A 12,581-nucleotide genomic window follows, 5' to 3' on the forward strand; every position below is an offset into this window, starting at 1 on the left:
TTAGCCCTCGTTATTGTTGGGAGTAGTTAAAATAGGTGTCCAGATATGCCAGTCGTGCTTTAAACCACGTCAGGATCTGGTCAATGCTGGTGACGTTTAATGATGGTTGCGTGGGCCATTTTTTAATGTCCGCTTTTACTAAATCCGGTGAGTATTTGCTTTGAAATTGTTTAAGCAGAAAATACAAATTATCCGGTGAAAAAATCCCCTGATTGCGTAAATCCCCATAGCGTTGATTAACATCGTCGCCATAAGCACTCCTGACTTTCATCCAGAATAAATTTGCGCTTCTGTCAGTCCCCGGCACTGTGTCAGGCAGGTAACTAATCGTCGTCCCCTCAAATTTAAGGCCATAGGTTGTATCGAGGTCATAGGGCATGAAAAACCACTTAACCCCATCCCACGTAATAAACTGCACGTTTTTGGTATTGTCATTCGCCCATAAATCAGTCGCGCCAATGACGGCCAGCAACAGATAAAAATCAATGGCGTTATTTTTATCGAGTTTAGTGGCGATGTTTGCAGTGAAATCAGCCTGTCCTGATGATGCAAAAGCATCCCATGCCTCTAATGCAGCCTGCGTGGCTGCGGTCTGCGTCTTTGGTGCTTTAAAACTGTATTGCGCCTTCATGGCATCGGTGGATAATTTTTTAATATCCACCCATGCCGTGTTGGCATCCATCGAAATATGTATCTTCAATGGGTCGTTTTTAGGGATATTATAATTTTCCTTTTTCTTACCGACGGCCAGAGTGCCAATGCCGTAAAACGCATCATTGACGTACAGTACCGCCGGATAGCCGATCGGATGAGCGCGGGCGCCGGTAGGGAACCCATCAGGCCCGACTTTTCCCACGTAGCAATTATCGATATCCCGTTTCGGCCAGCCATGACGGGAATCCATCATCTGCGACCACAGCAGGAATGATGCATACTGCCGGGCGTGAGTGTTATCAATCCAGTTTGATTTAAACGTCCACTCATCGTGCGGGATGATATCGCCAATCTTTAAATCCATATCCTCATCACGATCTGCGGTTGAGCTGAACGTGATATTGAGATTTTTTTTCGGGAACGTCGCTGATGTGTCACCCTGCACCTCAAAGGTGCTGTAGAACGAAATAACTTTTCCGTCAACATCGAGACGCGCCGTTGTCGGATATTGACCAGCATTTTTATTCGGGGGAACACCACCCGGCGAATTAACGGAGATTCGAATAATTCCTGCCGGCTCACCAAACACAAAATGCGTATCCAGCAGTGGCGGCGATGCCGTAGCGGAGTCTGCCGGGTCGAAGCCCTCCAGCGCAGATAAGGCAACGACCAGTTGCTGGATGATCATCAACCGCGAAAGTTGATTTTCCGGGCTCAGGTAAGCTAACTGACTGTCAACCTCACTAAGTGTGGCCGCGTGCAGCTGCTGCGCCAGATAAATGCGCTGCAACGCGATTTCATTTGCATCCGATTTATCCGCGGTGTCACTGATTGCAGTGATCTGGTTCTGTTGACCCAGATATAACCGCTGTAACCACTGTTCTAACCCATACAGCCAGTCTGTCGCCTGCTGGTTATTATCATCCACGTTCTGTGCCGTATCGTTAATGGCGGACATTTGAATTTGTTGTGAAATATACAGCCGCTGTATTGCCAGGCTCAGTACATTTGCGATATCCGCAAACTGGTATTTATTTTTTGTCCACTTCATCCCGTCCCAGAACCAGTAAGCGCCGGTCGTACCATCCAGCGCCAGGACGTTCGGTTTATCCGGCGTAAATGCCAGCAGTTGCTGTTCATCGGCGAACGCCAGCACACCGCCGTTTTCCTGATACGCGGTCAGCACATCTGCGGCCATCGCCATTATCTGGCGCCATGAGTACAGTGGGTCGCCAGCGCGGTCGGGAACGGTGTCCGCTGGCCCGTTAATCAATTTATCCATGCGCGTGGCATTATCGAGCAGGACCTCCGGGGAGGTGTTCCCGAGCGGTGGAATAAAGGCCATGTTTTTGCTCCAAAAAATAGCGTTCGCCTAAACGAGGGTTTGTGCGAATGATGGGAGCTTTTTACAATCAGTAATTTCAAGGAGTTATAAATTGCTGATTGGCTATGCGCGCGTGTCCACCGGGGATCAAAGCCTCGATTTACAGAAAAACGCACTGATTCGTGCAGAATGTGAGCAGATATTCGAAGATACAGCGAGCGGGAAGAACTCCCGGCGGCCTGGGCTAAAGCGCGCCCTGCGGCGACTCCGCCCGGGTGATGTGCTGGTGGTCTGGAAACTGGATCGGCTGGGGCGCAGCGTGCGGGATTTAATCACGTTGGTGTCAGAGCTGCAGGCGCGCGGGGTGAATTTCCGCAGCCTGACCGACTCGATCGACACTTCCACGGCCGCCGGCCGCTTTTTCTTTCACGTCATGAGCGCGCTGGCGGAAATGGAGCGCGAATTGATAGTGGAGCGTACGCGCGCAGGGCTGGCAGCAGCGAGAGACCAAGGGCGTATTGGTGGCCGCCGGCGGGTTATGACCCCTGATGTCGTCGCGCGGGCGCGCCGGATGCTGGAGAACGGCGCAACCCGGCAGCAGGTTGCAGATGTGATCGGGGTAGGGGTGAAGACCATTTACAAATATTTTCCTGCTGCCACGCCAGCACAATCATTACGTTACATCAGCGATGAAAATTGATAGGCACAACGTTTATTGATCTGGTCAATCTGCAAAACATACTGTATGTGCAACCAGCGTTAATCATGAGGCATCCTGCTGCAGGACAAAATCAACAACGCTTTCCACGCCTCTATCTCTCGTAACCCGAAGGGGTTCGTGTACTTACGCACCCACGAGTTCGTGCGCGCGCTGCAGGAACGAGGAGTTCATTTCTCTGGCCGCGAGGCGAACCAGTGGATAGAACATCACCAGACGTATTTTGTCGATAAGACAACCGATGAGTCAGAAAACCGACTTTGATGCTACGCAATATGGGGAGGGTGCTCTGATGGGTTTTTCGTCGCCAGCAGATGATTATGCAGAATCCTTAACAGTGGACAGTGATGACTTTTGAAGGAGGCGGATAGCCTGGACGCCAGGTGCGAAGAATAGCTGTCGATTTTAATTGAAGGGCTTCCCCAAGACGATATATAAGGGAAAGCCCTTCATTATATTCAGGGCAAAAAATTGAATATCACATATACCAGCGATCAACAATTTTATTATTGTCAAAAGTTATGTTTAAAGAACGAGCATGATACTCGGTATCGCCTGAGACTTTACCCGACGCTTTTGTCGCTGCGCTGGAAGCTGATGAAGCTGTTTCTGCCATACCAAGAGCGCTGGAAACTGCACTGGCACCCGGTATATAACTGGCTATTGAGCTTGCCGTACTGAGATTACCGCTTTTATCATATGTCCATGATACGGTTCCGTCTGAGTTCATAAACTGATCATCCGGGGTACCATAAATAGCCTGAACTTCTGCTTGCGTTGTTTTGTGCGGAACTATATGGGCTTTTACATATGATGAACTGAATTTATCTTCTCCAGTTGCACTGCAACCAACTACAAGGAATGCAAGCAAAAGAGAAGTAAGATATTTACGCATATAAAACCTCATAATCAATTAGTTAAAGTTCCAAATCAATCTCGATTCGTAAGTTTCTGATTCTGCAGGCAAAGATGTTACGGCAGAAAGCAGAGTATTTTTTACCATATTTCTTAACAAATGTTTATCTTTTTTAACCTTTAGTCTCGGATGAGGTGAATAGTATCGGTCAATGATCACATCTAAGAAGTATGTGGCTAAGGCATTGCGATTTTCTCGATTGAAATACGGTATTTCTGGAATGAAATGTCGAGTGGTAATCACTCTCCGCAGCGAAAAAAGAGATAGCCCAAACTGTGATGGAAATCATGGTGATGTTGAATGGAGAAAGTGAAAATTGATGGTTTCTTGTTGCAAAAATGCTCATGAAGTTGTAAAAAAATTGCAGTGAAGAATGTTTTTTTTGTGTTTTTTTTCTGTTTGAACCACCACAACGACATTGCTTGAGGATAACTTGATGAAAATTAAATTAATTGTTTCTTGCGCTCTTCTGGGGTTCGTTTTGTCTTCGCCAGCGATGGCATCTATGGCGAGAAGTTGCAGTGACCCTAATTACCATTGGTATGAGTATAGTGGGATTGAAGCAGCAACCTGCCTTTTCAGTGGGCAGTGGTGAATTTTATCTTTTATTTCATTTGATTATGGTTGTATCAATAATTTGAATTGAATCCTATTTTAATGTAGCTAAATATCAGATAAATGTTATTAAGGCATAGCGCCAAGATAGCGTTCTGGCTATTCAAGAACCCCACCCGACAACCGCATGTCAGAGCTGCCGGGTGGGGTGTAGTGACTCAGGCAGGAGATCACCATTTGCGATTCTAATCAATCTTTTTGCTTTTCTGCAACTTGACGAATTTGTCATGCAACGTTTTCGGAAATAGCTCACTGTAAACCTGCCACAAAATATTCAGCGACCGATGCCCGGTAACCTGGGCTACTTCATGGATACTGAAGCCCGCCTCCAACAAACGACTACCCATCGCGGCATAGGTCGTGTACCTCAGATCCTCAATCCCTGGCGCGCCTCGCACGCGACGACACATGTCGGTAACCGTTTTCTCATTTAAGGGAATATCCTTTCATCATGATCGAGGGGGATGGTGTAGATGTTCACTGCGTTCGCTTAGCAACAGAACTTTGGTACCGGACGCGACGTTGTAACGTCTGATAGGCTCGGGATCATAGGCGATATCACGATCAGCTTCTTCGGCCAGATAGGCTAAATATTCTTCTCGAGTCTGTGATTGAGCAAAACGTCCGCACATGGATACCTCCAGTTTTCAGACTGAAAGTAAAAGAGGGGCATATAGGGGGCATTGAATGAAAAAAAGGGCAAAAAAGGGCATTAAATTTGTAGGTTGGCGTAGGTTAGCGTTATTCGTGTGGGGCGGCAACTGGCTGTATTTAAAGGTAAAAATAATAAATTCAGGGGGTTGCGATTATTTAAAAAACTTATCGAGGTTATATTTTTCTTTCTTGCTAATTTCTTGATTTTGCAGCATTTAATGATAGCTCAATTCATAGTGTGGCGCACGCATTCTGCTCACAGCTCTGCGGGCGATCGCAATTAATGACGTCTTACATTGATGAGTAGAAGTCTGTGGCGTGTATGGTACGGATTCGCGATGGGGATGTCAGCACATTTCAGGCGGTTTAGCCTGACGATGAGTAAGATAAAAAGCCCGCCGTGACGGCGGGCTGAAGAGGTTAACGCACCACCAGCACCGAGCAGTCGGCGTGACGGACAACCGCCGCGGCGTTTGAGCCGAGCAGGTAGGTCGTAATATCCGGACGGTGAGAGGCGATGATCACCAGATCTGCCGGAAGCGTTTTCGCCAGTTCCAGAATATTGTCTTTCGGCGAGCCTTCCTTGACATGGAAATGGACCCGGTCTTCAGGAATGGCAAACTGGGCCACGATCTCTTTCAGACGGGTTGCAGATTCCGCTTTAAACTCATCCATTGGCGGCAGTTCGGTAGTGTAAGCCATCCCCAACGAGGCGTAATAGGGAAGGGATGGAATCACGGTCAGAAAGTGCACCTCGGCATCATCAATGCGCGCCTCGGCTTCAACGTGGCATATGACGCGTTGAGTTAATTCTTTATCTGAGATATCAATGGGTACAAGAATTATTCTGGCCATAAAACCTCCTGTTTAAGTAACCACTTAAAGTGTACGCCATCCTGGTGGATTATGTACCCTATCCGGGTCACATTTTGGCTTTAGCTGCACCGGCGTTCGCTAAATTTCCCCTTAATGACGCCATCATAAAAACGGCCTTTAGACACCACCTGCAGGAAATTGCGGAAGATGCGTTCGGGCACCTTGTCATATTGCAGCGTGGTATTGTCGCGAAAACGAATTTCGAGGATGCCAGAGGCTTCGTCATAAGCGACGGAAGCAATTCGGGATGAGTTAACAGGATGATGATGCATGACAGGCGTCCTTTTACGACAGGCTTTACAGGCAATATATCATCCATTGGGCCACTCTTTTAATACTGTAGCTATATTGTTTTGATTTGATTGAAGTTGCTGGCGTAATGCGCGGCCAGCGGCCTGGGCGTCAGCCCGCACAGGGCCGGCCTGGAACGGGGATGTTGTCATCACGAACGCCATCTTTGCGCTGGTTTATTCTGCCATCAACCCAGGCGGAGATATTTCACCGGAGGCGACAGGCGGCGCCAGCGCCGATCTGTTTCACCTGCGCTTATTGTTGTGGTGCGGATCGGAACGCGCGTATGCAGGAGTAAACAGGACGGCGATGGCGCCGTGGCGTTAATTTTCTGTTTTTTATGAAAGTCGCCATTTTAATTTTTGCAGCGATCGAGGGGGGGGCCGAATATGTCGTCAGTAGAAATATAGTATTAGCGGCATACTGCCTAATCCGGTTGCGGATGTCGGCTTTAGCGCCGTCGGCCGGGCCCGCCGCCGCGCCATTCGCGCTGGCATGTCCGCGGGGGGACTGACTGCTATTTTTTATTTTGCTCTCCTGGCGGCGCGTAGGCTTATGCTCAAAGCGAAAATTAAGACTGGGTAAATAATCGATGATCCGGTGATGAATTGCGGCAGAGTAAATAACGCTGCGCTGATGGTGATAATTACTGTGAATATATGGTATGAAAATATATATAATAAAAATTATACACAGGTCATGTACAGGCGTATTATCCGCGTGTTATATGCCTTTATTGTCGCCAGAATTTATTATTGCCGCCGCATTGTGCAGCAGGTGTATTTTTAGCGGTAGAAATGACAAGCCCGAATCAGTATTCGGGCTTTTTTTATTGCTGGGGTTCTGTACGCCGCGGCTTAACTTTCGGTCACCGGCTTCTCCGCTTTTCCGGCCATCTGCGCCAGGAAGTCGTAGCGTTTTTGCAAATCCGCTGCCGCATCTTTCCACAGCTGCTCCGCTACCTCCGGCTGCTGCGCATTGAGCCGACGGAAGCGTTGCTCGGTAAGCAGCGTTTCGGCCAGCGCGTCGGACGGCGGGCGAGAATCCAGCGCCAGCGGAAGTTTGCCCTCATCCGCACGGCGCGGGTCGAAGCGATACAGCGGCCAGAAGCCGGTCGCGGTCAGCTGACGCATCTGATCGTGACTCAGCGCGAGATCGTAACCGTGCTCTTCGCAGGGGCTGTAGGCGATAATCAACGACGGGCCGGGGTAGGCTTCCGCCTCCTGAATCGCTTTCACCGTCTGATTCAGCTGTGCGCCCAGCGAGATCTGCGCCACGTAGACATGGCCGTACATCATCATGCTGACGCCGAGATCTTTCCGCGCCTTACGTTTACCGTGTTCGCCAAACTTGGTGACCGCGCCGAGCGGCGTGGCTTTCGATGCCTGGCCGCCGGTATTGGAGTAACACTGGGTATCGAGCACCAGAATGTTGACGTTTTCGCTCAGGCTGAGGACGTGATCCAGCCCGCCAAAGCCAATGTCATAGGCCCAACCATCGCCGCCGATAAGCCAGATAGATTTTTCCACCAGCGCGTCGGCATCGGTGAGCAGCTCCTGCGCGTCGGCGACGCCGGCCAGCGCCTGACGCAACGCCGCCACCTGTTCCCGGCGAACCTCGGGCGTCGCTTCGGCCTGCAGCGCGTCGTTCAGCTCCGCCGGGATCTTATCGGCAAACTGCGCCAGCAGTCGCATTACCCGCTGGCGATGCTGATCGACCGACAGACGGAAGCCGAGGCCGAATTCGGCGTTGTCCTCGAACAGCGAGTTCGCCCACGCCGGGCCACGACCGTTGGCGTCGGTGGTATACGGCGTTGATGGCAGGTTGCCGCCATAAATGGACGAGCAGCCGGTGGCGTTGGCGATCAGCATCCGGTCGCCGTACAGCTGGGTCAGCAGTTTAATATACGGCGTTTCGCCGCAGCCGGAGCAGGCGCCGGAATATTCAAACAACGGGCTGATCAGCTGCGAGGTACGAATATCGATGCGTTCCAGCTTGCTGCGGTCAATTTCCGGCAGCTTGAGGAAGAAGTCATAATTCACTTTCTCTTCTTCCACATGTTCCAGGCGCGACATCATGTTGATGGCCTTGATTTCCGGGTTCTGGCGATCTTTGGCCGGGCACACCTCCACGCACAGGTTACAGCCGGTGCAATCTTCCGGCGCGACCTGCAGCACATATTTCTGTCCGCGCATGTCGCGGGATTTGACATCCAGGGAGTGCAGGCTGGCCGGGGCCTCTGCCATGTCCTCCGGCGAAACCACCCTGGCGCGAATCGCCGAGTGCGGGCAGGCGGCCACGCAGTGGTTACACTGGGTGCAAAGCTCTTCCTTCCAGATGGGGATCTCTTCGGCGATATTGCGTTTCTCCCAACGGGTGGTGCCCATCGGCCAGGTGCCGTCCGGCGGCAGGGCGGAGACCGGCAGCGCATCGCCAAGCCCGGCCAGCATCGCGGCGGTGACGGTTTTGACAAAGTCCGGCGCGGCGTCGGATACCACCGGCGGGCGATTCGGACTGGCGGCGTCCACCTGCTGTAACGGCACTTCAGCTAACGATTCACGCGCCAGCGCCAGCGCCTGCCAGTTACGCTCAACCAAATCCTGGCCTTTGCTGCTGTAGCTTTTGGCAATCGCCCCCTGCAGTTCGGCCAGCGCGCTGTCGCCCGGGAGAATCTGCGTCAAATGGAAAAACGCCATCTGCATGACGGTGTTGATACGGGCGCCAAGGCTGCATTCGCGGGCGATCTTCGCGGCGTTAACAATATAAAAGCGCGCCTTTTTCTGATTCAGGGTGGCCTGGACTTCCTGCGGCAGACGCGACCAGACCTCATCGGCGCTGTACGGCGTATTGAGCAGGAAGATTCCGCCGGGCTTCAACCGTTCAACCATCTGATATTTGTCAATAAACTGTAGCTGGTGGCAGCCAACGAAATCAGCCTGCGAAATTAAATAAGAAGAACGAATCGGTTTTTCACTCACCCGCAAATGCGAAACGGTCAGGCCACCGGCTTTTTTCGAGTCATAGACGAAATAGCCCTGCGAGAACCACGGCGTGGAGTTGCCGATAATTTTGATGTTATTTTTGGTCGCCGAGACGCTACCGTCGCTGCCGAGACCGTAGAACAGGGCCTCCAGCTTGGCCTCCGCCGGCAGAGTATTTTCTCCCAGCGGCAGGGACAGGTTGGTCACATCATCGTAGATCCCGACGGTGAAGCGCGGTTTGGGCCGGGCTTCGCGTAATTCATTGAAGATAGCCAGCACGCACTCCGGGCCGAACTCTTTCGACGACAGGCCGTAGCGCCCGCCGATGGTGCGCGGTAAGGTTTCCCGCTCGCCACGGTTAAAGGCTTCCGCCAGCGCGGTCATGATATCGAGATACAGCGGTTCCGCCTGCGCGCCGGGTTCTTTGGTGCGATCCAGCACGGCAACCGCGCGGGCGCTTTCCGGTAGGACTTCCAGCAGATGGGCGGCGGAGAAGGGGCGATACAGGCGCACTTTCAGGACGCCGACTTTTTCACCGCGGCTGAGCAGTTCGTCCACGACCTCTTCACAAGTGCCGATTGCCGAGCCCATGATCACAATCACGCGTTCCGCCTGCGGGTGGCCGTAGAACTCGAACGGTTTGTACTGGCGTCCGGTGGCGGCGGCGAAGTCGTTCATTGCCGTTTCGACATGGTCGTACACCGCGTCATACCACGGGTTGGTCGCTTCCCGAGACTGGAACCAGGTATCCGGGTTGGCCGAGGTCCCGCGAATGACCGGATGTTCCGGGTTCAGCGCACGCAGACGGTGCGCGTCAATCTCTTCCTGCGGCAGCAGACTACGAATGGTGTCGTCCGCCAGCGGGGCGATTTTATTGATTTCGTGCGAGGTACGGAACCCATCGAAGAAATGAATAAACGGCACCCGGCTTTTAAGGGTGGCGATATGGGAAATCAGCGCAAAGTCCTGGGCTTCCTGTACGCTGCTGGCGCACAGCATCGCGCAGCCGGTCTGACGTACGGCCATGACGTCGGAATGGTCGCCGAAGATGGATAGCGCGTGGGTGGCGACGGTACGCGCGGCGACGTGCAGGACAAACGGCATCAGCTGGCCGGCCAGTTTGTACAGCGTGGGGATCATCAGCAGCAAACCCTGCGATGAGGTGAATGAGGTGGAGAGCGCCCCCGTTTGCAGCGCGCCGTGTACGGCGCCAATGGCCCCGGCCTCCGACTGCATTTCCACCACGCGCGGCACATCGCCCCACACGTTTTTTAGCCCGTTACCGGCCCAGGCATCCGCCTGTTCCGCCATCGTCGAACTGGGCGTAATCGGGTAGATGGCGATAACCTCACTGGTGCGAAACGCGACTGAAGCCGCCGCGCCATTACCGTCGATAGTAATCATAAGAAGACACCCTAACATTGCGCAAAAAGAAGGGACCGCCAGACAGCCGCGGATCCTGTAATTATAGTAGTTAGTATAAGGGCATTCTCTATACCCTTGAAGTTATGAGGCTTTCGAGTGCACAAATTGATCCATGAATTCTCCCTGAAGGGGGAGAAGGGAGCGAAGGAGGAGGGCTGATATCTTGCTGATTCTGGTTCAGTTCTCGCGATGTTTCGCCCGCCCCTGGCAACCCGGTCAGCCGCCTGCGCCGCAGCGATTTTTAGCCGTCCCAACCCCCTGCTGTCTGTGCCGATGTTCCATGCTTACATGGGCGTTGCTGACAGCAACGATAGAGCTACAGAGTGGCCACGGGCTGGCAATGCGGGGGCCATGGGGGCGAGCGAAACGCCCCGTGCCGCTCACCCGCAGAGGGTGTGAGAAAGTGCATTATGCAGATGGCAGGGTTTTATCGTGTTAGATGCACAGAATGCATGGTTGAACCCGGGTCCATATGGACGGTATCATCCTGTTCTGTTCCGCCATTAGCTCAACCAGGCAAGAGCATTGCTTTGTGACAGGAAGTAGGGGCCGGGGTTCGAGACCCCGATGGCGGACCACTCTATCTAATCTTCGCCATCTCTTTCTGATAGTCAGAGTACCTGATGATAATCAGACGACCATACTTGCTTCTGGCGATGTACATGGGAAAACCAGTTATTTCATCATGACCGACGTGCAGTTTCCAGCCTCGACCGGCAAGGCTGATTTCAATTGCTGCACATTGCTGTATTATCAGGGTATTACGAAATATTTCCCACGCAAAAGGGAGCTGCTGCGACTCGATGAGCAACGTGTATCGGGCCGAATATCGGCTGAGTTGTTTTCTCAGACTGTACATGGCATCCTCGCCGAAAAAGCCCAGTCACTGGGAAGTTTGTTGGCAGCAAATTATGCAATAACGGGTAAAGGTTGCGGCATGCCTCCCTGTTGATGTTTAAATGATAATCATTATCATCTGTGATGTAAACAACCCTGCGAATGGCAAGGGGTAAGGCATCCGGTCACTCTCCACGAACTTTTCCCGCGCCTTGCCGCCAAAATAGAACCCGGTATTGGGCGGATCACTCTTAACCGCCGGCTGAAAGGTAGAATCATCGCGATACGCTTACCCGCTGGCCCGGCCTGTCAGCCACGGCGCCCGTCGCGGGTAAAGATTGACCACCTGTTCACCCTTCTCTTTTCCTGACAAAATCAACGATCGGCCGGGAAATTTGCTAGAAAATGTTAATGAGGCGCATAAATACGTATTTCGCCTCTCGACGTCCGGCTCTACGCTGCCTATTATTCTTGGGTTTGTTTATTTTAAGATGTTTCTGAGGGAGAGAGACGATGCGAGCTGCGTTTTTAATGGGGTGTGCCGCGTTATTATTGTCGGCCTGTAGTAGCGAACCAGTACAACAGGCAACCGCGGCACACGTGTCGCCGGGCATGCGTGCCGCGATGAGCAGCTCCGGGCAGGCGAATTGCGCGATGGTTGGCGGCTCGCTCTCCGTGGCACGCCAGCTTGATGGGTCAGCGATCGGGATGTGCGCCTTGCCTAACGGTAAGCGCTGCAGCGAGCAAGCCCTGGCGGGCGGTAGCTGCGGAAACTACTAATTCATAAGATCGGCGAGCTTATAGACCAGCGTCCGGTCGGCGGTGGCCAGCGTCAGCTGACTTTCCGTCAGATCAACCTGTGCGCCATCGCGCAGCATTTTGCTCAGGGTGCTATCCAGCGCATTCAGCCCGGGATCCGCGCACAGCATGCGGGTCATGGCCAGCGTTTTCACCTTCAGCTCGCCGTCGCTGATTTTGCCTTTGCCGCTAAAGCGGTTACACATATTGCCTGAAACATACATATCTTCGCCAAAACTCAGTTCCAGCGGTTTTTCCCCTGGCTTCAGCCCCTGACCGTCAACGCTGGTCAGAACAAAACGATGGTGCTGAAGTTGCTCTGCGCCGGTGGAGACCTTGCTGTTGTAGACGCAGCCAGATAACAGCACTCCTGCCGCCAGCAGTGCAGCATACTTGTTCATTATTCCTCCAGAATAGCGATCGCATTGATAAGTTAAGCAGAGTGTAACTTTACGGCAGGCGATTTCTGTGGGGCTTATCTGAAAGTGCCCC

At 52.5% G+C, this 12,581-nt stretch carries 9 protein-coding genes, 1 tRNA gene and 3 pseudogenes; 5 read left to right on the forward strand and 8 right to left on the reverse strand.

Annotation, left to right across the window (positions count from 1 at the left end; translation table 11 throughout):
- Positions 1–10 precede the first annotated feature (10 nt).
- Complete coding sequence (locus EDF73_RS22550) at positions 11–1,999, reverse strand: CotH kinase family protein (RefSeq protein WP_132731275.1); 1,989 nt, start codon at positions 1,997–1,999, stop codon at positions 11–13.
- 91 nt (positions 2,000–2,090) lie between these two features.
- On the opposite strand from EDF73_RS22550, the gene EDF73_RS22555 reads away from it, so the two are divergent.
- Both EDF73_RS22555 and EDF73_RS27810 read left to right on the forward strand, forming a co-directional pair.
- A complete protein-coding gene (locus EDF73_RS22555) occupies positions 2,091–2,678 on the forward strand; it encodes a recombinase family protein (protein ID WP_132731276.1) in 588 nt (195 codons plus the stop codon).
- A 75-nt stretch (positions 2,679–2,753) separates the two neighbouring features.
- Positions 2,754–2,989 (forward strand): annotated as a pseudogene (locus EDF73_RS27810) (hypothetical protein).
- A gap of 185 nt (positions 2,990–3,174) precedes the next feature.
- Here EDF73_RS27810 and EDF73_RS22565 read toward each other — a convergent pair.
- The 6 genes and pseudogenes from EDF73_RS22565 to nifJ form a co-directional block, all read right to left on the reverse strand.
- Positions 3,175–3,591: a hypothetical protein gene (locus tag EDF73_RS22565; protein WP_132731277.1), complete on the reverse strand. Its 417-nt coding sequence runs from the start codon at positions 3,589–3,591 to the stop codon at positions 3,175–3,177.
- Positions 3,592–4,412: 821 nt separating this feature from the next.
- Positions 4,413–4,649 (reverse strand): annotated as a pseudogene (locus EDF73_RS27815) (site-specific integrase); the annotation flags it as partial.
- Between the two features lie 45 nt (positions 4,650–4,694).
- A pseudogene (locus tag EDF73_RS27820) lies at positions 4,695–4,859 on the reverse strand (SOS response-associated peptidase); the annotation flags it as partial.
- Positions 4,860–5,301: 442 nt separating this feature from the next.
- A complete protein-coding gene (gene uspF, locus EDF73_RS22580; RefSeq protein WP_132731279.1) occupies positions 5,302–5,736 on the reverse strand; it encodes a universal stress protein UspF in 435 nt (144 codons plus the stop codon).
- 80 nt (positions 5,737–5,816) lie between these two features.
- Entirely contained in the window at positions 5,817–6,029 is a 213-nt protein-coding gene (locus EDF73_RS22585; RefSeq protein WP_132731280.1) for a KTSC domain-containing protein, read from the reverse strand.
- Between the two features lie 876 nt (positions 6,030–6,905).
- Positions 6,906–10,433, reverse strand: a complete 3,528-nt coding sequence (gene nifJ / locus EDF73_RS22590; RefSeq protein ID WP_132731281.1) for a pyruvate:ferredoxin (flavodoxin) oxidoreductase — start codon at positions 10,431–10,433, stop codon at positions 6,906–6,908.
- A 518-nt stretch (positions 10,434–10,951) separates the two neighbouring features.
- Here nifJ and EDF73_RS22595 point away from each other — a divergent pair.
- The 3 genes from EDF73_RS22595 to EDF73_RS22605 all read left to right on the forward strand — a co-directional run bounded on the left by EDF73_RS22595 (position 10,952) and on the right by EDF73_RS22605 (position 12,071).
- Positions 10,952–11,032 (forward strand) — tRNA-His (locus EDF73_RS22595).
- A gap of 107 nt (positions 11,033–11,139) precedes the next feature.
- A complete protein-coding gene (locus tag EDF73_RS22600) occupies positions 11,140–11,406 on the forward strand; it encodes a hypothetical protein (RefSeq protein WP_132731282.1) in 267 nt (88 codons plus the stop codon).
- A 398-nt stretch (positions 11,407–11,804) separates the two neighbouring features.
- Positions 11,805–12,071: a DUF333 domain-containing protein gene (locus EDF73_RS22605; protein ID WP_132731283.1), complete on the forward strand. Its 267-nt coding sequence runs from the start codon at positions 11,805–11,807 to the stop codon at positions 12,069–12,071.
- On the opposite strand, the gene hslJ is transcribed toward EDF73_RS22605, so the two are convergent.
- On the reverse strand, positions 12,068–12,490 hold the full coding sequence (hslJ, locus tag EDF73_RS22610) for a heat shock protein HslJ (RefSeq protein WP_132731284.1): 423 nt from the start codon (positions 12,488–12,490) through the stop codon (positions 12,068–12,070). The genes EDF73_RS22605 and hslJ overlap by 4 nt on opposite strands.
- Between the last annotated feature and the right edge of the window lie 91 nt (positions 12,491–12,581).

This window comes from Klebsiella sp. BIGb0138, assembly GCF_004342285.1.
Classification (GTDB): Bacteria; Pseudomonadota; Gammaproteobacteria; order Enterobacterales; family Enterobacteriaceae; genus Klebsiella.